Genomic DNA, 18,282 nt, shown 5'->3' on the forward strand with positions numbered 1-18,282 from the left:
TCCTGGTCTTCCTCGACGTCGAATGCGCACCCGCCAACAGATCCGGCTGAAGCCGTCCGACCCGCGGTATCTGCGGACCGACTTCACAGACTCCGTCGAAGGCTTCCGTCCCAGTTGGCCGGCCGATGTCGGCCAGCCCCTTGGTGACCCAGAGCCTGTCACCCCTGACGAGTCGCGGGGTCTGCTGCCCTCCGATCAGCCGCCGGCTAGTCCCCCTGAGGCCGGAGAAGTGGCCGACGGCTCCGCCGGAATCTAGCTGGGGAAGGGGACACCGTGTCCTGTCGAGGGTCGGGTTGCGGAGCGCGTAGAGCACTGCCGCCTGCTGCCCAGGCCGCGGAGATGTGGTCGCCGAGGCGGTCTTCCAGCAGGACGGTGGCCGCGCAGCCGAAGGCGATGTCGGCCTCGAGTTCGGGTTCGTCGGCGAGGAGGCCGCCGATGACCTCGTGGCGCACCACCTGCTCGTGGACGGCGTCGGCCTCCACGTGTTCGGCGTAGAAGTGCTCCGCGGCCGGTCCCGCCCCACAGCGCCGCATCGCTTCGGCGAGGCGACGGGAGCCGGGGGAGGAGGTCACCTCGACGCAGGCGAAGTGGCCGACGAGCGCCCCGCGCAGCGCACGGTGGAGCCCGAAGAGCGACATCAGGTTGACGGTGGCGAGAAGAGGCGCGGGCGCCTGCGGGAGGTAGTGGCCGTAAGCGGGGTCGAGGCCGAGGTCGACCATGAGGTTCGCGAAGAGCTGGGCGTGCATGTTCTCGGACCGGCCCGCACCGAACTCGTCGTACTCGATGGCGGCCATCGCGGCCTTGGCCCGGCCGGTGAGGCGGGGAATGACCCAGGCGTGGGGATCGGCTTCCTTGAGGTGGTAGAGGGAGCGCAGAGCGGCGTACTCGCGCAGTTGCCACAGCTCTCCGTCCTTCTCCAGGCGGTGGCTGAGGCTGTCGGAGAGTTCCACGGGCTCGACCAGGGGCGGTGCGAACGCCTCCTCGACGGTCCGGGGTGCGTCGGCCAGCTCGCAGCGCAGAGTCTGCAGGAAGCGCTCCTCCATGGCCTGGCGCGGTCGCAGCAGTTCGGGGTCCCACTCCCGCTCGTCGGCCACCGCCTCGAACCCGCGGTAGTGCAGCTCGTAGAGCAGGTAGAGCGCCAGGTGCAGGTCCTCACCCCACGGGTCTGCCTCCCGGACCGCCCGGCGGGTGTGCACCGGAGCGGCTCCGGTCCGCAGCGCCTCGACGACGCGGTCGGACAGCTCCCCGCGCCCGTCGACCAGACGGGGCCCGGCCGTGGTCGCCGGGATGCTGATGCTGGGTGCGCTCATGAGGAGTTCCCGTCCTCGTTCGGTCGGTCGGGCCGTTCACGGGGACGGTGGCTGGTGTCGCACCACGGGTAGGTGCGACTGCGGCGGCAGGTGCAGATCGCGACCGTGAACCGGTCGGAACGTACCGAGGTCCCGTCGGCGAGGACGACCTCCACCGGGCCTTCGACCATGATCGGGCCCTGCGGGTCCACCGTCACCCTGCGCGCCGGGCCCCTGTCCGATGCCGGCACTTCGGGGATGTCAGAGGTACTGGGCACGGATGACCACCAGCTCCTCGAGTTCCTCTGCCGCGGCTGCCAGGCCCTGCTGCTCCAGCCAGGTTCGACGGGATCGCAGAACGGGGCCCCAGGGAACGAACGCGCGGGCGGTGACCTCCGCGTCCATCCCCGCGGTGGCCAGCAGGCCGAGGGTTTCCTGCACTCCACACATGCCGGAGTGCACCACGAGGAGTACGCCGCCCCGACGCAAAAGGGTGGGGGCTCTCGTGCAGATACGGTCGATTACGATCCGTCCGTTCCGGCCGGCGTCCCACGCACGCTCGGGGCCCCGAGCGGGAAGTCCCCCTCCAGGAGCCGGAACGTAGGGCGGATTGGTGACAATCAGGTCGAACCGGCTCCCCGCGACCGCCGATGCGAAGTCGCCGTGCACCACGCGCAGGGGCAGCCGCCTCCGGGCGGCGTTCAGTCGAGCGGTGACCACGGCACGCCATGACACGTCTACTGCGGTGACCCTGGCCCCCAGGCGCGCCGCTTGAAGGGCCAGCGCACCGGTGCCAGTGCCGATCTCCAGAACGTCCGCTCCGGGACGCAACGTTTCCAGTGCGAGTGCTTCACTCACAAGGCGGGTGTCGCCCTGAGGTCGGTATACGCCAGGGAGGGCGATCAGCCCGGCGGGCAGGGCTCCCGACGTCAAGGCCGTACTGGCCACGGTGTACCTCCGTGATGGGTAGGGACCCGGTCGCGAGCTGGCGGCCGACGACCGCTTCGCTCCACTGCCCCCGGCCAGGCTGCTCATCCGGACATTCGACGATCACTTTCTGGGCGCACTCGAAATGGCCTCGCGGCAGAGCGGAGCGGCCCGCGATGTCATGAGCGGGCGTCTCCTCCATCCGGATCATTTTCCGGCGTCTCCCACGATTGCGCGCGTCGCTGCGCCGCAGGGGGCTGCTGCCCCGGCCGGACGGGCGCTCTGCGCCGGGCAGTGCGTCGGGTGCCGTACCAGAAGGCACCGAGCAGAAGAGCGGCCACGGCTACGCCTGCCAGGATGAGGAAAAGCGAAGCCTGGCCTTCGGCCGCAAGGTTCTCGAGGGCGATCATGCTGGTCGTCTACCCAGATCGGTCCCGTTCACGGCCGAAGGACATGCGCACCCGGTATAGACCTGAACGTGACGGGAGTGCCGGCCGTCCCCGCCTCCGACACCCTGGGCACCCTCGACCGATCCTGCGCGTCCACCGACTCACCGACTACCCCGCTCTGCGACCCATCGCCCAGATCGTCCACGCAGCCGACACCGACGACGAACGGGGGTCGGCCGCCAGGCGTGCGCAGCGGCCGATCCGATGTCGGGGTCGGCGGTGCGGGTTCGCCTGCGGCGGCGGATCTTGGCCGCGGTCAGGATCGTGGCGGCAGTCAGACCGGCGGTGATGGCGAGTGCGGGGCCGCCGAGGGCGATGGTGTGCTGGACGGATGTGGCCGCGGCGTATCCGGCGCCGGCTTCCGCGCCGGCCCACAGGGGTGCGGCGAGCAGGCTGTAGGGGGCGATGCGGCGGTAGGGCATCCGGGTGGCGCCCGCCAGGTGCGGGGCCAGGGTGCGTACGACGGGTACGAACCGGGTGAGGAGAACGGCCTGGCCGCCGCGTCGTGCCATGAGGGTATCGGCGCGCTGCCATGCGCCGTCGGGGATGCGACGGCCGAAGCGGCCGGTGCGCAGGCGGCCGCCCAGCAGGTGCCCGGTGCGGTGGCCGAAAGCGTCACCGGCCACGACCGAGCACGAGGCGGTGGCGATGACCAGGATGAGGTTCAGCTCGCCGGCGCGGGCCAGCGCACCGGCAGTCAGCAGCAGGGTCAGAGTGGGGACGAATGCGCCGATCAGCAGCACGGACTCGGCGAGCACCGCAGCGGCCACGATTGCGTAGGCGGTGGGTGCGGGAACCTGGCTGATCAGAGTGGTCAGCGTGTTCACCGGCTCGCACCGACCGTGGTGGCCGACGGAACCGCCGGGACCGTGGAGGTGGCCGGATGGGCAGGTCGACACAGCTGCCAGACCTTGGCCGGGGGCAGGTTGCCCCACACGCTCCAGCAGCCGGTGGCGTACCGGCGCTGGTAGCCCGCCAGGACGTCTTCGACGGCGCGGTGGCGGCGGGCTTCGGCGGGGGAGGCGGTCAGGGTGCGGGCGTATCGGGTGCCGCGGTAGGCGAAGTAGGTGAGCGTGCCGCCGGGCTGCAGCAGCTCCAGGTACCGGTCCATGACCGTCTCGACCTGCGCGGGGGTGAGGTTGGTGAAGGGCAGGCCGGAGACGATCACGTCGTAGGGGCGGCCGGTGTCGAGGTGTTCGACAAGGGTGTGGTGGACCTGGACCCGCTCACGTTCACCGGCCAGATGCGGGTGGGAGCGGACGAGGCGGCGCAGCTGAGCGGCGAAGCGGGGGTTGGCCTCGACGATGTCCAGTCGGCTGCCCGGAGAGAGCCGGCGGATGAGGGTGCGGGTGACCGAGCCGGTTCCCGCGCCCACCTCAAGGACGTTCAGGGGCCGTGCGCCGTGCTCGTCCACCGGGTCGGTGAGCAGGCGGGCCAGGGCCTTGCTGCTGGGGGCGATGGCGCCGGTGGTGCGCAGGTCGCGGGCTGCTTCGATGAGGAACATCCAGCCCTCGGCGTTGCGCTGCGCGAGGACACGGTCGTGTGAGGTAGTCCAGTCGTCCATGCCTTCGACGCTACGAACCGCCTGCCCCCTGCGAATCCGCCCTTGTGCGAAGCACTTCCCCTACGAAAGTAGGGGGTGATGGTGACTGGTCGGCGGCTGGCGGACCGAGCTCGGCTGCCTAGGGTTGGCGGGGTGAACAAGAGCAGCGTGATGCGGTGGCCAACGTGGGCCGATGTGGTGATGGTCCTCCTGGTGACCGCCTCGTCGATGCGGGACGCCGTCATCGCCTCCGGTCAGGGTTTGGGAGAGCTGTCGGTTGCCGCTGCGGCGGTCGCGGGCCTTTCGCTGGCCGGTCGGCGGCGCTGGCCCCTGGCGGTGACCGCTGTGACAGTCGCCGCGGCAGGGCTGTGGGGCCCGGTACTGCCGCTACTGGTCGCGCTGTTCCATCTCGCCTCGCGAGGCCGGACCTGGCTGGCTGTCACCGGCGCCGCTATCGCACTGATCACCAACGCGCTGGCGCAACCCGCGCTGAGCCTGCTGGCCACCCGTTCCTACGGACCTGCCCTTCTGCTGGCGCTGGCGGTGGCCCTCGGCATGTGGGCGGGAAGCCGCCGCCGCCTGGTCGAGGCCCTGGCCGCGCAGATCGAGCACTTGCGCATCGAGCGGGAACTGCGCGAGCAAGCCGCCCGTGCCGCAGAACGGTCCGCGATCGCCGCGGAGATGCACGACGTGCTCGCCCACCGCCTCAGCCTGATCGCCCTGCACACCGGTGTCCTGGCCACTAGAAAAGACCCCCTGCCCGCCCAGGTCACCGAACGCCTCACCCTCCTGCGGACCGCCTCCACCGACGCTCTGAACGACCTACGCGACATCCTGGGCGCCCTGCGCAGCGCCCCCACCCGCCCCTTCTCCCCCGCCCGGCCCGCACCGGTTCTACGCAGTGTCGAAGAGGTGATCGAGCAGGCGCGGACCGCTGGGCAGCACATCGAAACCGCCATCGAGGGCACGCAGGAACAGGCCCCCGCGGCGCACCGGCTCGCCGTCTCCCGGCTGGTGCAGGAAGCCCTGACCAACGCCCGCAAGCACGCCCCCGACGCCCCCGTCCGTATCCGTGTCGACTACGGCCCGCCCGCCACCCTGATCGAGGTCACCAACCCTCCTGGCGCCCCCGGCGCTCCGCCGGTGCCCTCCGGGTTCGGCCTGGTGGGCCTGCGCGAGCGCGTCGAAGCACTCGGCGGCCACCTCAACGCCGGCCCCGGCGGCGCCGGGACCTGGCGACTGGCCGCCCGCATCCCCCACCCCACCACCGAACAGAACGGCTCCCGCACATGATCCGCGCCATGGTCGTCGACGACGACGCCCTCGTACGCCTCGGTCTGACCGACCTCCTCGAGGGCGACGACGACATCGAAGTCGTCGCCCAGGCCGCCGACGGCCTGGGCGCCATCGAGCAGGCCACCGCCCACCACATCGACGTCGCCCTGGTCGACGTCCGCATGCCCCGCATGGACGGCATCACCGCCATCACACGCCTGCGCGCCCTGCCCCACCCGCCGAAAGTCATCACGCTGACCACCTTCGACCTCGACGAATACGTCTACAACGCCCTCGCCGCAGGAGCCGACGGCTTCCTGCTCAAGGACACCGACCCTGCCGAAATCCTGCGCGCCGTCCATCTCGTCGCCACCGGCTCCGCCATGCTCCACCCCAGCGCCGCCCGCCGCCTCATCGACCGCTACCACCACACCAACCGCCCACAGGCCACCACCGCACGAAAGCGCGTCGAGCCCCTCACCCCCCGCGAGAAGGACGTCCTGGCCCTGCTCGCCGAGGGCGACACCAACGCCGACATCGCCCACACACTCGGCATGCGCGAAAGTACCGTCAAAGCACACGTCAGCCGCATCCTGACCGCCCTGAACGTCACCAACCGCGTACAAGCCGCACTCCTGGCCCGCGACGCCGGCCTCACACGCTGACACACCCCGGCACTCGACTCAGCGACCGGTCGCAGACGTGTGCCGGGACGCGGTAGTTGGAACCACCCGGCAGCGGTGACCAGCGCGTACTCGACCTGGGACCGACCCGAAGCGTCGACCTCGTCGTTCGAGCCGCGCGGCTTCCGCCTTGACCTTCGGTTCCAAGAATCTTGGCCAGGTTCCAACTAGCGTGTCTCGGCTCAGCAGACGACAACGCCCCTCAGCTTCGCCGGTGACGACAGACCTGCCCCTGTGACAACTATCGTGCTTCGAGCCTGAGCACCCAACAACTCGCGCAGAAGACCGGGCTCACCATCTCCCAGGTCGAACACGCCATCACCTGGCGGTATGAAAACACCCGGCCCCACCCCCCATCGAGCCGGCCGACTGACCAACCCCGGCCGACACGACACGCCACCCCTGTACGACTCACAGACTGTTCTGCCTGGTGGGCGGGCAGGCTGTGAGTCTGTGAGGGACCCTCCACGGCCCGGCCCGGCGGTGCATCGGCCACGTCCTGGTGGTGCCCGTGGTCCTGGTCGACGCTCGTCCGGGCGGTGCCCGGCGTGGGGCCGGCGCCCCGTACCCGCCCGCGCTGCTCCCCGGTCCGCTCGAGTCCGGGGCGTTCGGACAACGGCGGTATCGAGCGGTGGGATCCGTTCCATAGAGTGGTCCGTATGGACATGCGAAGGATCGTCGCGGTGCTGGCCGAGGAAGCTGAGCAGCAGATCCAGGACCAGGTGTGGAAGCTCGAGCCGGGCGACCGCGCACTCGCCCTTGAGGCCGAGACCGGCCTGCGTGACGTCATCCGCCCGGCAGACACCCAAGAGGCGCTGCCGCGGATCGACCGGCTCGCACACCTGCGGGAAACCCTCGCCGTCCTGGCCATCGCCCTCGCACGCACGCACGGCCGCATGGCCTGGTTCCTCTCCGGCGCCCTCCACGCACTCGAACCGGTTCCGCGCTGGCGCGCCCTGCCGGCTGACCAGGGCGGCACCTTCGGCACGGTCCTTGTGACTCCCGAGGAGTACATAGAGGCGGAAGATGCCGTCCGCCGGCTCCAGGACGCCCTCGCACAGATCGCCACCACGACAGTCGACCCCGGCAGCGCTCGACCAGATCAGCAAACAGGCGGGGCCTGAACTCAGACTGACGGGCGTCGCGGACTTTTAACTGCCAGGCCTCGTCTGTCTTCACCGGTGTGGTGCCGTCTGCGGCGGACGGCTCCTGCCGCAGGCGTCGTTCAGTCTGTTCGGTGCCAGGGAACTTGGGCCGATTGCCACCGAAGTGGTCCTCGGCCGGTTCGTGCCGGAGCTCCCGGGCGGCAGCGGGATCCGGCCTGGTGCTCGCCGGGGCCTGCCGCGTTCGGTGGACTCGGTTCAGCCGCGGCAGTCGCAGCCTGGTGGGCAACCGCATGCGTCGCTCTGCTCGGCACCGGCGGACAGATGGTCGTGCCGATGACGCTATGACGGTCGGGATGTACACCACCCGAACGCGCTCGTCTCGGGACTCCCTCTCTAGCTTGCCCTCGGCCCTCGCCGCTGACCCGTCGAGGGAGAGACAATCGCAGCGGCGAGGACTTGACTCGGCGTCGTGGTGATGGGCACGGCAGGACGTCGACTCGGCGACGGCCGGAAAGACGCGGTTAGTACCACCGGTCCATGACTTCGCATTGTCCGGCGTGTTCGCGTTCATGACGAATGGAGATGCCGATGACTGTGGTCAGTGACAGCGCGACGGAGGAGGAGCTTGCTGAGAGTTTGCTGGAGGGGGTGGTGAATGAGCCGATGCGGGCCGCGACGAAGTTACTGGGGGCTCACAGCGACGGTTACTGGCTGCGGCGTCTCATCCATGACCAGGAACTGGCGGCCGCGGTCGACCATCCGGTGATCGACTTCTCCGCCCGGTATCCGGCGGTCGACTGGGACGGCGTCGGCCACCTCCTGAAGACCCCGACGTGGTCCCAGGGGGCCTCCAGGAGCCAAGGCGGCCGTGCTGCGGTTCGCCGCGTCTCTCGTGAGCCGGTGCCCCGTGCAGCTCGGCAGGGTGACCCACGCGCTGGGCGACGCCGAATTCCAGCTCCTTCTGACGGTCTTGGAAGAGGCTTCGTACGGCGACCCCCGCGGAGCTGCACGGGGGCTCGTGGCGGCACCACAGCACCTGGCAAGCGGATGATGCGGGTTCTCTGTGCGCCGTGTGTGCTTGGAAGATCGGACGATGGGGGCGTATGAAGGCCCGGTGAGTCGGCCCGGGGGGCGAAGAACCTCGGGTCGGCCACCTTGAGCAGACCGGTCCGCAAAAAGCAGATGTCTAGGGCACGACCCTCGACCCTCGATCGTCGGCCGACGTGATGGCTCAGGAGTAGGTCATGGGACAGCCGTATCGCATGGAGTACTGCGCGGCGCGCAGGTAGAGAGCCACGTAGAAGGCCGCGTCCCGGTCCTCTGCCCACGGTCCCGGCCGCGCCCGGGCGGTTCGTTCCACCCCGCCCTCCAGGAACCACATGCTGAGTGTGAGGTTCTCGTCCGTCGGTATCGCGTCCACGGGCAGTTCGACGACGCGGGCGAGACGCTCGGCCAGGGCGAGCACCTGCGGGGCCCCGGCGACCACGGTCTCTTCGCCGGAGTACGCGGTGCCGACAGGAAGGACGATCTCCTCCTCCAGTGCGAAGGGCATGAGCACGCTCCAGTCGAGGAGTGCCGACAGCTCCGCATCGGTCAGCCGCGTCCTGCACAGCGCCACGAAGCCGTCCATGGACGGGCTGACCTTTTCCTCGAACCAGCCCGGCGCCTCCCCTGCGGCCTGCAGCTCGTAAGGGGGCAGCCCGCGCCGCTTCAGCTCGGTGTTCAACGCGGCGGCGACGTCCCCGTACCCGTCCTCCCCGGGCTGTGACCAGTCCTGCGCGGTGACGCTCACCAGATAGACACCCATGGTCGCAACGTACCGGCCGCCACCGACAACATCCCTGGCCTCCTGCGACATCCAGCGGGGCAAGCCGCGCAGCAGGATCACCACGCCCCAATGCTGCGACGGCCCGGGTGGCGTCGGCGTCCAGCGCCTCCACGGTGGCCCGGGACCACGGGCAGGACGACGCGTCCGGGGCCGGGATCAGGAGCCGGTGTGCCGGGCCCGCCGGAAGGCGGCTGCGGGCACCTTCAGGCGCTTGGCGCCCTGTCCGCATGGCGCGCGACGGGTCAACGGCGGCGCCCGACCGTGCCGCAGACGAGGATGTAGGGAGTCAACGGGCGCAGTTCACTTGGACCGGCCGGTGGCATCACGGCTGACATTGGCTCCGCTTGCGCTGTCCGGGCGTGGCCCTGTGTTTGCTCGGGGCGCCAGCAGTGCTTAGCCGGCTCCGACGGGCAGGGTTGCGATGCGCTGTTCCAGCCATGCCGGCAGGTCCAGGAGCCGGACTCCTTCCTGTTCGTCAGGGTCGGTCGGTGCGACCAGGCGCACCATGTCCTCGGCGCCGCTGTTGACCGGCAGGTGGGTTTTCTGGAAATCGCGGAGCGAATTCCAGCTGTGAGTGGGTGGTGTGGTGTCAGCGGGTTGGGTGGCACTGACCCCCGGCTACCTTGAAGGCCTCATGAGCTGCCTGCCTCGTGATTCTGACGCAGGGATCTTGGCTGTCATGGGGTGACCAGATGGCTGTCGTGGCCCACACAAGGGACGGAGCACACCAGACAGTCGGCTGACATGAGGATGCCCATTCCGGTGTTCCTCGCCCAACAGCCACGGTGTCCTGGAATCTATGACCGCTACACCGGCCAACGACCCGGACGCAGGCACTACGATGTCGCGACCACCCACTGCCGACATGTGGGGACTCGGCTCTCGGTCGCAGGAGCGGCGCCTGGCCCGTCGGGCCGTGGTCCACCGCCTCCTCGCGTTGGACGAGGCGGGAACCCTGGCCTCGGTCCATATCCATATTGCTGCCGAAGCTGTGGATGTGTCAGTACGAACGGTATGGCGCTGGCTGGCCACCGCCCGCCAGGCCCGGGACTCCCCGGCCCACCGGCACAATGCCTTCACGCTGGACGAGGCGTTATGGACCCGCCTCGAGGAACTCGGCGGCAACGTCTCCGAACTGCACCGTCAACTAACCACCCACACCACCATGGTCACCCGACCCGCCACGCTCCCCTCGCTGGCAACGATGCACCGCGCCGTACGCGCCGATCTCCGGGCGGGCCGAGTCCTTCAGGTACTCAGCCCGTCCCACGCACGGAAGACCCCGGAGCGCTACGACCAAGCACTGGCAGAACTGGCGTTGCCGGGCACTACCCCTGTAACCGGCCGTGCCCGTCCATCGGCCATCCCCGAACCCGCCGACGTGGCCGGCCCATCCTCCACGCCCACCCCAACACCGCCCTCTGCGCCCATGGCCGGCGCACGCCTGTACACACCAGGCGCGCATGTGGTGCCAACCCGGCAGCTGGGCGGAGTGACCGAAGCCGTCACCCACACGATCGCCGCCCGCGGCATCATCTGCATCTACCGGGATCCCGGGCACGGCAAGACAATCGCGGTCGACGAGGCCCTGCGCCTGCTACCCCGCCGTATTCCAGTGCACCGCGCGCTCGTCGCGGTCAAGCCCGCCCTGCCGCAGCTGCGTGCCGCGCTCCTCACCGCGTTCGGCTTCCCCGCCCAGTCACTGGCACACCGGGCCGACCTCGCCGACCGAGTCCTGACAGATGCCCTCAAAGACCCCGGCGTACTGCTGATCGACGACGTCCAGCGGATCGCCGCACCCGAGCTGGACTACCTACGCCTCCTCATGGACGCACCCGCCACTCAGACATCCCTCCTGCTGTGCGGGACCGGCGCCGAACGCACCCTCGCCCGCGCCCCAGCGCTGGCCTCCCGGGTACTGACCTGGCACCACACCCCACGCCTCGAACCCACCCAGATCCCCACCACACTGCGCCTGTTCCACCCCCTGTGGCACTCCGCCACCCACACCGATCTGCTCCACACCGACGGGACACACGCGCGAGGGAACTTCCGCACCTGGGCGAAGATCACCTCCCACACATACGCCGCCCTGGCCCGCCACCCCCATCACACCGCGGACCGAGAGCTGCTCACCGCCGCCTGCTCCCGCCTCAGCCCCCACCCCTGACCGCGACCACCAACCGCACCCCCACCGAGGGAGTGGTAAAGGACCCAGATGGACGCAGACCTCCCTGACACCACCCCGACCGCTCCCGTCCTCGACACCATCTCGCTGACCGCTCTGCGCGCCCCGGCCGTACGCCGTCTCCTCGTGCTGCGCACCGAGCGCCGCCTCACCCGCGCTCACGTCCGCACCGCGGCCCAGTGCCTCGACGTGTCGGAACGCACCGTATGGCGATGGCTCGCGGACGCCACCACCACACCCGCCACCGCCCAACGACCAGGCGCACGCCCTACCGACCGGTTCGAGATCACCCCCCAGATCCGGGTGCTGCTGGCGTACTGGCACGGCAACGCCTCCGCGGTCCACCGTGATCTCGCCGCCCGCGCCCGAGCAGCCACCACCCCGCCGACACATCCAGAACGCACCACCCCCACCTCCACCCCGCCACCATCCAGTAAGCCCATTCCCCAGCGGCGCGCCCCACAAGGCTGTCCCGCTCCTGGACCCACTCCCGTCGCTGTCGACGTTCCTGCGCGCGGTGCGTCGTGATCTCACCGCAGGGGAGCGGGCCGGCTACCGCAAGGGCCCACAAGCCGCACGAGCCCTGGACGTGTTCGGTAAACGTTCCCGTACCTGGCGCAACCACGTCTGGGAGACCGACCACGTCCAAGCCCCGCTACGTGTCGAAGCCGACGGCGTCCTGGTCCGCCCCCACGTCACATGGTTCATCGACTGCGCGACCAAGGCCATCACCGGCCTCGCCATCACCCCCGGCTACCCCACCCGCGCCTCGATCCTGGCCGCCCTGCGCTCCGCCGTCCTGCGCACCGAACCGTACGGACCCTTCGGAGGCCGGCCCGAACAGGTACGCATCGACCGCGGCAAAGACTTTCTCTCCCACACCGTCACCGCCGCCTTCGGCGCCCTGGGCACCACCGTCACCACCCTGCCGCCCTACAGCCCCCACCTCAAAGGCACCGTTGAGAACCTCAACCGCTGCGCGACACGGATGCTGTTCGCCGCTCTGCCCGGCTACACCCCCACACAGCCACACCGCGGCCCCGACCGACGCCTGCCCGCACCGCCTCTGTCGTTCCAGGCGTTCACCGAGCAGCTCCTCGCGTGGGTGACGTGGTGGAACACCGAACACCGCCCCACAGCCCTGAACGGCAACACCCCGCTCCAGACCTGGCAGGCCGATCCGACCCCGCTCACAGACATCCCACCCTCCGACGTGTGGTCGTTCACGCTCGAAGCCGACAGCCGCACACGCACCATCACCAGCCACGGTGTCCGTTTCAACAACCGCGACTACATCGCCGATTGGATGACCGGCCAGGCCGGCCGCGAGATCACTGTGCGCTTCATGCCCCATCACCACCACGAGATCGAAGTCTGCACACCCCACGGCCACCACCTCGGCACCGCCCACCTTGCCGACCACGCCACACCCGAGCAGCTCCACGCACTGCGCCGCACCCGCGCCCAGCGCGCCCACCGCCTGCGTGCCGAGGCCAAAGCAGCCGAGCAACTACGTCGCACCAGGTTCGCTCCTGCCACCGAGGCGACCGAAGCACGCCGCCATGACACCATCACCGCCGCCGAGGCCGCCCGCGAACTCGGCCGGCACCACCACACCGATCTGGCCGCCCTGGCACTGCCAGACCTCATCCCGCCCATGCCACCACCAGCCGCCTGGGCGACCTCCGACGCCCTCAAAGCCCACACCCGGCCCGCCAACCCACCCGGACGAGAACCCCACGAGGACACCCCGTGACCAGCCACCTTCCACCCCCACCCACCGACCAGTACGTCCACCTCCCCGAAGCCCGCCTCGTCACCACCCGCGCACTGCTCACCGCCCGGGAGAACATCGCCGACACGATCGAGGCCCGCGCGATGATGTGCGTCCACGGCGGCGCCGGCTTCGGTAAAACCGTCGCGGTCACCAGCTGTCTGCGTGAACTCGAACCCGAGGAAGACATCCGACGCATCACCTTCCACGCCCGCCCCACCACCCGCGCCGTACGCCACGAACTGTTCACCGCACTCGAACTCCCCGGCCAACCTCCGCGCTACACCGGCGAATTCGACAACCTCCTGAAAATCGCGCTCGCTACTCGGCCACTCACGATTGTCTTCGACGAAGCGCAGTGGCTCTCCAGCGACCAGCTGGAATACATCCGCTACCTCTGGGATGATCCCCGCACCCAACTCGCCGTCATTTTCGTCGGCGGAGAAGGCTGCCACGCCACCCTGCGAAAAGAACCCATGCTGTCCTCCCGCATCTTCATCTGGCAGCACTTCACCCACCTCACCCCCGCAGAAGTCCTCGACGTCATCCCGCTCTACCACCCCATCTGGACCAACGCCGACCCCGACACCATCGCCTACGCAGACCAGCACGCCGCCCACGGCAACTTCCGCAACTGGGCCCGCCTCACCAAGCACACCCACCGAGCACTCACGCGAACCGGACGCCCCCGAGCCGACCAAGAGGTACTGCGATGGGCCTTCAGCCGACTGGGATAGACACGGATCCGCCGCACCCGCCTCCACGCCCGACACGCTCCGACAGCCCAGACCCTCGGCTACGAGGCGGACATGAGCTCACGTCAGCTCACCCCAGAGGGCCTGCAGCCCCAGAAGAGGCCCGACCGCAGCCCCGCGCCGCGCATCAGCAGAGTCATGGGCCGTCTCTGCGCACACAGCCAAGCGGTGCCGGCTGCTTCAGACGTATCGGTGACAGCGGCAGGGCACATCTGCTAAAAAAGACTCACATCCCGTCAAACGCAAGCTATTGAGAATTCCAACCGGGCAATAGGGAATATCCTGCGAGGGAATTGCATTTCCTCGCGAAATATGAATTTATTCAGGTGATGCGATGAGGGAAAGCCGAAAATCAAGCGACCCCCATGCCGCAGCCAGCCGCCTTTCTGGAATTCGCGGAGCGAATTCCAGCGGGCTGGACCGCGGAGCGGGCCAACCTGTCGAATCGCGGAGCGATCCGACAGGACGTCACGGAGTGACGTCCCATCAACTGCTCTGCGGAGCAGAGCAGTTGAACCGCCGCGTAGCGGCGGCGCGTCGCGTCTGCGGAGCAGACCGCGCGCATGCGCGCGGTCTGCTCCGCAGACGCGACGCGCCGCCGCTACGCGGCGGTTCAACTGCCCTGCTCCGCAGTGCAGTTGATGGGGCGTCACTCCGTGACGCCTGGTTGGATCGCTCCGCGATCCAACCGCTGGAATTCGCTCCGCGATTTCCAGAAAGGCGGCTGGCTAGGGGGATCGGTCGCCTTGTTTTCGGGTTTCATCATGTCAGCAATTCCTGAATAGATTCAGGAATTGCTGTTACCATTCTCGCGCCTCGATTTTATGGACGTCGTCGGGTTTGCCGGAATTCTGAACAGCTCCTGGCTTGCGCGAGGGGTTTTCTGTCTTAGTAAATACGCCCTGCCGCTGTCACCGATATGTCTAAGGTTGCCGGCACCGTTTGGCTGTGCGGGGACGCAAAGATGGCCCATGACTCTGCTGGTGCGCAGCGCGCGTGGCTGCGTGTGGGGCCCTTTCTGGGGCTGGAGGTCTGCAGGTGAGGTGACGTGAGGTCATGTCCGTTTGGTGGCTCAGGGTGTGGGCTGCTCGGAGCGTGTGGGCTGGCTTTGCGGGTCGGGCGCGGAGGCCGGTGCGGTGATTCGGGTTTGCCCCAACCTGCTGGGGGCTGATCGCAGTGCCTCTTGGTCGGCTCGGGGGTGTCTGCTGTGCCGCTCCGGGTCGACAGGACCGGCGCGTTTGTCGACGGCCCGTGGTCTACCGCCAAGTTCGTCTGCCGCAGCGGCTTTGCTGGGGTATGGCTGGCGCACTCGAGCGGGGTTGGATGCGCCGGAGGGCGAAGGGACGGTTACCCCTTCGTTGAGGCCTTCCTGTGTCATCGACGAGGTCTCTGAGCGGATCAGGTGGGTGTCGCCGTGCCCGGTCTCTTCGGCGTCCACCGGCTCGTGGCATTTCTGACGAGTAAGTTGCACGGCTGGGGAATTCGGGCGAGCCTAGATATATGGGGCGCGTGAGTCGCGCGGGTGATACAGAGGGCCAGCCTTACGCAAACGGAACGGAGCCCCGTCATGGTCATGGTGCATCTCTTCTGCAAGGCCGCCAGCAAGTACCTCGTTGGTGACTATCAATCCGGTAAGACACGCCTGGGAAACAGGGATGAGCCCGGTACGCGTTGGGAGATGAGTTCTCTAGGTGCCGGTCAGTTCACTTTCCTCAACCTGCGGGATCTGGATCTCACCAACTTCTTCGACGCCCTTGAGGCGATGAACGAAGACCGCTACCTCGACGGGAATACGCATACCGGAACCGTGCAACTCGTGCGGCACACCGGCGAGCCGTTCACGGGCACCAAGTGGTTGCGTTCGCCCGGGCCGGACAACTCGGTCGTTTTCACTTGTCTCGGGGTGGCGGATGGAGCGCGCCTTCTCGATGGCCGCCCCGGTCACAACACGGTTCAGCTCATGCCTAACAACGGTTTCGCGGGGACGAGATGGGCTGTTGAGACACCTACCTGAGTGCCTTCTGTTGGCACGGGTTCCTGCGCACGCTCTCGCCTGCGGGATGCACCCCGCCGCGCGGGTGACAGGAGGGTTGGGGCGGCCCGGCAGTACTCGGCCCAGAGTGCTCTGGGTGCCGGGCCTCGCCCGCGCACGCCATTTCGGCGTGGGTTGTCAGCGACCCTAGAGACCTGCGTCCGGACCCGCACCGCCGGTGCCGTGTTGGAGGCGGGGGAGGCGGGCGAGGGCGGAGGGCCGGCCTTTCGGGGTGGCGCGGATGGTGGTCCAGTCGTAGGCGGGGTCGGTGAGGAGGGTGTCGAGGTCGCCGAGGTGGTAGAGGGGCGCGTCGGGTGCCCAGCTGGGGGGCTGCCACTGGCTGTGGGCGTGCAGGGCCGGGTGGAGGCGTCGGGCCTTGACCAGGTGGGCGAAGTCGACGTCTCGGATGTCGAGGTGGCGGGCGGCGGCGACGCGGTTCAGGATCCGGCCGTCGTGGCGGGCGCGGTCGAGCGTGGCCTGGTCGGTGAAGTGCTCCAGGGCGTGGCCGTCGAGGAGGGGATGTCCCTTGTAGGTGCCGGTCCGGGTGATGTGGCCGGTGCGGTGGAGCTCGCGAAGGGTGTCGGGGTCGACGGGGACACCGAAGCGCTCCTGGAGGAGTTCGGCGGCGCGGGTGGCGCCCATGTCGGGAAGGGTGCCGGTCGCGGTGCGGATGTCGTCGGCGCGGGCGGCGACGTCCTCGACCACGGTCGCCGACCAGCGTCGGCCGCCGACGTCGGCGGCGGGGATGAGCCCCTTGGCCAGGGCGCGCTCGAACCTCCACAACTCGAACCCGATCCGGTCGGGGAACTGCTGCGGCCCGTAGTCCGCCGGCGGCTTCCCGCTCGTGGCGGTGGTCGTGGTCTCGGTCATGACGGTCCTCCGGTCTCTCGGTGGGCGCGGCCCGGCACCGGGCCGCGCCGGAAACATGACGGATGATCCCGTTTTGTGTCAATAGGCCTGCTTTCCAGGGCGGTTGGGGTTGCACCGCTTGTGCCGCGCCCGTGTACGCGAGGGCGGACGTCACTCCTGCGGGTGAACGCGTGGTCCTGTGGGGCGCTCTGCGGCGCCGTCACGGCGCCTCGTAGCGGGCGCTGGGCGGGGAGGCCGGTGAGGCGCGGCCCGTGGAGCTGCTGCGGGGCGCCGGGGGCCGGTCTCTGGGGCGGCTTCCCGCGTCCGGCCCCGCGCACCCGGACGCGGGGCCGGAGGCGGGTCACCGGCGGCGGGCCGAGCGGAGCGTGAGGGCCCCGATGGCGGTTGCTCCGAGACCCCCGATGAGGGAGCCGAGGGCGTCCGCGACCGGAACGAGCCTGGGGACCTGAAGGAGGATCAGGCTGGCGATGGCCAGGAGCAGGACGACGGTCAGGGCCCCGTGAATGATCTGGCCCGTGGTCCAGGGCTTGGGGTCGGCGGCGGGCTGCTGCGGGGGGACGGGCGGGACGGCCGGCTGCTGCGCGGGGTCGGGTACGGAAGCGGGGTTGTGCTGGTGGATGGCCATGGCTGGGTGGATCCCTTCGAGTGCTGTCTCGGGCGCCGGAGTTCGGCGTGGGCGGTAGGTGAGCAGTCCGGTGGTGCTTGCGTCGCGTGCTGGTCCCACGGGCCGTCGAGCCGACCGTGCTCGGGCGGCTGGGAGGCATAGTGACGGCCGCAGGACCAAGCTGCGCAAGCTCTGGTCACGATGGGCATGGAGAAGGCCGCATTCAATATCTGACCTGGGGAAACACCCGGGGCTGAGGTATTGAATGCGGCCTGAGGCACTGCTACGGGGACGAGACCGGCGAGGTTCTTACGACGTAGTTATTTGGGGGTAGCGGCCTTTTGCTACGCGGAGTGATGCACGTCACACCCTCTGCTTCGGCTTCTACGCTGGGTCCGTGACGACGTCGCCTGAGTTCGAGCCGGTGCCGATCCGGGTGCTGCTGCCCGACGGCGAGCAGGAGGTCGTCGGGCGTCTGCACGCGCGGCGCCAGCTCCCGGACGGGTGGGTCTACCTGGTCTCGATCCCCGTCTACCGGAACGTCGAGGACGGCGGGGTGGAGCTGGCGGAGTACCGGATGTGGCTCCGCCCGCAGGACCATCTGAAGCCCGTGGCCGGGGTGTCGTACGAGAACGTGCCCACGGAGCGGCTGGAGCCGCCTTCGGTCGTGGAGCGGCTGCTGGGTCCGCGCCGCCCGTCGGGGTGGGTGCTCCAGCAGCTCGGCGGGCGACGCGGACCGGTCCACGCCGTCGTGCACACCGTCGACTGCGCCGACGCACCGCCGAACGCACCGGGGCTCTCGCTCGACCAGGCGCTCGCCGCCGCCGAACGGCCCGGCGTCCGGCTCTGCTCCTGTGCGGAACGGCCGCCGAACTCGACCCCGTACTGGGCTTCAAGGCCGGCTTCGACTCAGACGAGTAGAAGCCGGGCTTGATGAGTGTGGTGGTAAGCGCCGTGGT

General features: G+C 69.3%; 18 protein-coding genes. 9 read left to right on the top strand and 9 right to left on the bottom strand.

From position 1 onward, the window contains the following. Positions 1-206: 206 nt before the first annotated feature. From ACRRSS_RS36770 to ACRRSS_RS36795, 6 genes are all read right to left on the bottom strand, one after another. Positions 207-1,310 carry an iron-containing redox enzyme family protein gene (locus ACRRSS_RS36770; RefSeq protein WP_435975587.1) on the bottom strand — a complete coding sequence of 368 codons (1,104 nt, stop codon included), beginning with the start codon at positions 1,308-1,310 and terminating at the stop codon, positions 207-209. Beyond that, positions 1,307-1,567 (bottom strand): CDGSH iron-sulfur domain-containing protein, encoded by a 261-nt coding sequence (locus ACRRSS_RS36775; protein WP_435975588.1) that lies wholly within the window; start codon positions 1,565-1,567, stop codon positions 1,307-1,309. Before ACRRSS_RS36775 ends, ACRRSS_RS36770 begins: the two co-directional genes overlap by 4 nt. Next, positions 1,551-2,207: a HemK2/MTQ2 family protein methyltransferase gene (locus ACRRSS_RS36780; protein WP_435975669.1), complete on the bottom strand. Its 657-nt coding sequence runs from the start codon at positions 2,205-2,207 to the stop codon at positions 1,551-1,553. Before ACRRSS_RS36780 ends, ACRRSS_RS36775 begins: the two co-directional genes overlap by 17 nt. A 188-nt stretch (positions 2,208-2,395) precedes the next feature. Further along, positions 2,396-2,626 (bottom strand): DUF6479 family protein, encoded by a 231-nt coding sequence (locus ACRRSS_RS36785; RefSeq protein WP_435975589.1) that lies wholly within the window; start codon positions 2,624-2,626, stop codon positions 2,396-2,398. 140 nt (positions 2,627-2,766) lie between these two features. Continuing rightward, positions 2,767-3,492, bottom strand: a complete 726-nt coding sequence (locus ACRRSS_RS36790) for a DedA family protein (RefSeq protein ID WP_435975590.1) — start codon at positions 3,490-3,492, stop codon at positions 2,767-2,769. After that, positions 3,489-4,229, bottom strand: coding sequence for a class I SAM-dependent methyltransferase (locus ACRRSS_RS36795; protein WP_435975591.1), 741 nt, complete (start codon positions 4,227-4,229; stop codon positions 3,489-3,491). Before ACRRSS_RS36795 ends, ACRRSS_RS36790 begins: the two co-directional genes overlap by 4 nt. Positions 4,230-4,409: 180 nt before the next feature. Here ACRRSS_RS36795 and ACRRSS_RS36800 point away from each other — a divergent pair, with 180 nt between their 5' ends. The 3 genes from ACRRSS_RS36800 (at position 4,410) to ACRRSS_RS36810 (ending at position 7,290) form a co-directional block, all read left to right on the top strand. Next, positions 4,410-5,501: a sensor histidine kinase gene (locus tag ACRRSS_RS36800; RefSeq protein WP_435975670.1), complete on the top strand. Its 1,092-nt coding sequence runs from the start codon at positions 4,410-4,412 to the stop codon at positions 5,499-5,501. After that, positions 5,498-6,148, top strand: coding sequence for a response regulator (locus ACRRSS_RS36805; RefSeq protein ID WP_435972213.1), 651 nt, complete (start codon positions 5,498-5,500; stop codon positions 6,146-6,148). The genes ACRRSS_RS36800 and ACRRSS_RS36805 overlap by 4 nt, the downstream gene beginning before the upstream one ends. Before the next feature lie 677 nt (positions 6,149-6,825). Then, positions 6,826-7,290, top strand: coding sequence for a hypothetical protein (locus tag ACRRSS_RS36810; RefSeq protein ID WP_435972214.1), 465 nt, complete (start codon positions 6,826-6,828; stop codon positions 7,288-7,290). Positions 7,291-8,503: 1,213 nt separating this feature from the next. Here the strand turns inward: ACRRSS_RS36810 and ACRRSS_RS36815 are convergent. After that, positions 8,504-9,079 carry a hypothetical protein gene (locus tag ACRRSS_RS36815; RefSeq protein WP_435972215.1) on the bottom strand — a complete coding sequence of 192 codons (576 nt, stop codon included), beginning with the start codon at positions 9,077-9,079 and terminating at the stop codon, positions 8,504-8,506. 1,489 nt (positions 9,080-10,568) lie between these two features. On the opposite strand from ACRRSS_RS36815, the gene ACRRSS_RS36820 reads away from it, so the two are divergent. From ACRRSS_RS36820 to ACRRSS_RS36840, 5 genes are all read left to right on the top strand, one after another. Beyond that, complete coding sequence (locus ACRRSS_RS36820; RefSeq protein ID WP_435972216.1) at positions 10,569-11,270, top strand: AAA family ATPase; 702 nt, start codon at positions 10,569-10,571, stop codon at positions 11,268-11,270. A 48-nt stretch (positions 11,271-11,318) separates the two neighbouring features. After that, positions 11,319-11,816 (top strand): hypothetical protein, encoded by a 498-nt coding sequence (locus tag ACRRSS_RS36825; protein ID WP_435972217.1) that lies wholly within the window; start codon positions 11,319-11,321, stop codon positions 11,814-11,816. Next, positions 11,806-13,044 carry a Mu transposase C-terminal domain-containing protein gene (locus ACRRSS_RS36830; RefSeq protein ID WP_435972218.1) on the top strand — a complete coding sequence of 413 codons (1,239 nt, stop codon included), beginning with the start codon at positions 11,806-11,808 and terminating at the stop codon, positions 13,042-13,044. The genes ACRRSS_RS36825 and ACRRSS_RS36830 overlap by 11 nt, the downstream gene beginning before the upstream one ends. Next, positions 13,041-13,799, top strand: coding sequence for an AAA family ATPase (locus ACRRSS_RS36835; RefSeq protein WP_435972219.1), 759 nt, complete (start codon positions 13,041-13,043; stop codon positions 13,797-13,799). Before ACRRSS_RS36830 ends, ACRRSS_RS36835 begins: the two co-directional genes overlap by 4 nt. A gap of 1,585 nt (positions 13,800-15,384) precedes the next feature. Continuing rightward, positions 15,385-15,831, top strand: a complete 447-nt coding sequence (locus tag ACRRSS_RS36840) for a hypothetical protein (RefSeq protein WP_435975592.1) — start codon at positions 15,385-15,387, stop codon at positions 15,829-15,831. Positions 15,832-15,996: 165 nt separating this feature from the next. On the opposite strand, the gene ACRRSS_RS36845 is transcribed toward ACRRSS_RS36840, so the two are convergent. Next, positions 15,997-16,719 carry a hypothetical protein gene (locus ACRRSS_RS36845; RefSeq protein WP_435975593.1) on the bottom strand — a complete coding sequence of 241 codons (723 nt, stop codon included), beginning with the start codon at positions 16,717-16,719 and terminating at the stop codon, positions 15,997-15,999. A 340-nt stretch (positions 16,720-17,059) separates the two neighbouring features. Beyond that, entirely contained in the window at positions 17,060-17,344 is a 285-nt protein-coding gene (locus ACRRSS_RS36850; RefSeq protein ID WP_435975594.1) for a hypothetical protein, read from the bottom strand. Positions 17,345-17,720: 376 nt separating this feature from the next. Between ACRRSS_RS36850 and ACRRSS_RS36855 the strand changes: the two genes are divergently transcribed. After that, positions 17,721-18,257, top strand: a complete 537-nt coding sequence (locus ACRRSS_RS36855; protein WP_435975595.1) for a DUF6233 domain-containing protein — start codon at positions 17,721-17,723, stop codon at positions 18,255-18,257. The last annotated feature ends 25 nt before the right edge of the window (positions 18,258-18,282 follow it).

This window comes from Streptomyces sp. Qhu_M48, from assembly GCF_051305195.1.
In the GTDB taxonomy this organism is placed as follows: Bacteria; Actinomycetota; Actinomycetes; order Streptomycetales; family Streptomycetaceae; genus Streptomyces.

Bases quoted from the DNA above. Each gene is read 5' to 3' on its own strand.
- ACRRSS_RS36770 (WP_435975587.1), bottom strand. From the start codon at position 1,310: ATGAGCGCACCCAGCATCAGCATCCCGGCGACCACGGCCGGGCCCCGT.
- ACRRSS_RS36785 (WP_435975589.1), bottom strand. From the start codon at position 2,626: ATGATCGCCCTCGAGAACCTTGCGGCCGAAGGCCAGGCTTCGCTTTTC.
- ACRRSS_RS36795 (WP_435975591.1), bottom strand. From the start codon at position 4,229: ATGGACGACTGGACTACCTCACACGACCGTGTCCTCGCGCAGCGCAAC.
- ACRRSS_RS36800 (WP_435975670.1), top strand. From the start codon at position 4,410: ATGGTCCTCCTGGTGACCGCCTCGTCGATGCGGGACGCCGTCATCGCC.
- ACRRSS_RS36805 (WP_435972213.1), top strand. From the start codon at position 5,498: ATGATCCGCGCCATGGTCGTCGACGACGACGCCCTCGTACGCCTCGGT.
- ACRRSS_RS36810 (WP_435972214.1), top strand. From the start codon at position 6,826: ATGGACATGCGAAGGATCGTCGCGGTGCTGGCCGAGGAAGCTGAGCAG.
- ACRRSS_RS36815 (WP_435972215.1), bottom strand. From the start codon at position 9,079: ATGGGTGTCTATCTGGTGAGCGTCACCGCGCAGGACTGGTCACAGCCC.
- ACRRSS_RS36825 (WP_435972217.1), top strand. From the start codon at position 11,319: ATGGACGCAGACCTCCCTGACACCACCCCGACCGCTCCCGTCCTCGAC.
- ACRRSS_RS36840 (WP_435975592.1), top strand. From the start codon at position 15,385: ATGGTCATGGTGCATCTCTTCTGCAAGGCCGCCAGCAAGTACCTCGTT.
- ACRRSS_RS36845 (WP_435975593.1), bottom strand. From the start codon at position 16,719: ATGACCGAGACCACGACCACCGCCACGAGCGGGAAGCCGCCGGCGGAC.
- ACRRSS_RS36850 (WP_435975594.1), bottom strand. From the start codon at position 17,344: ATGGCCATCCACCAGCACAACCCCGCTTCCGTACCCGACCCCGCGCAG.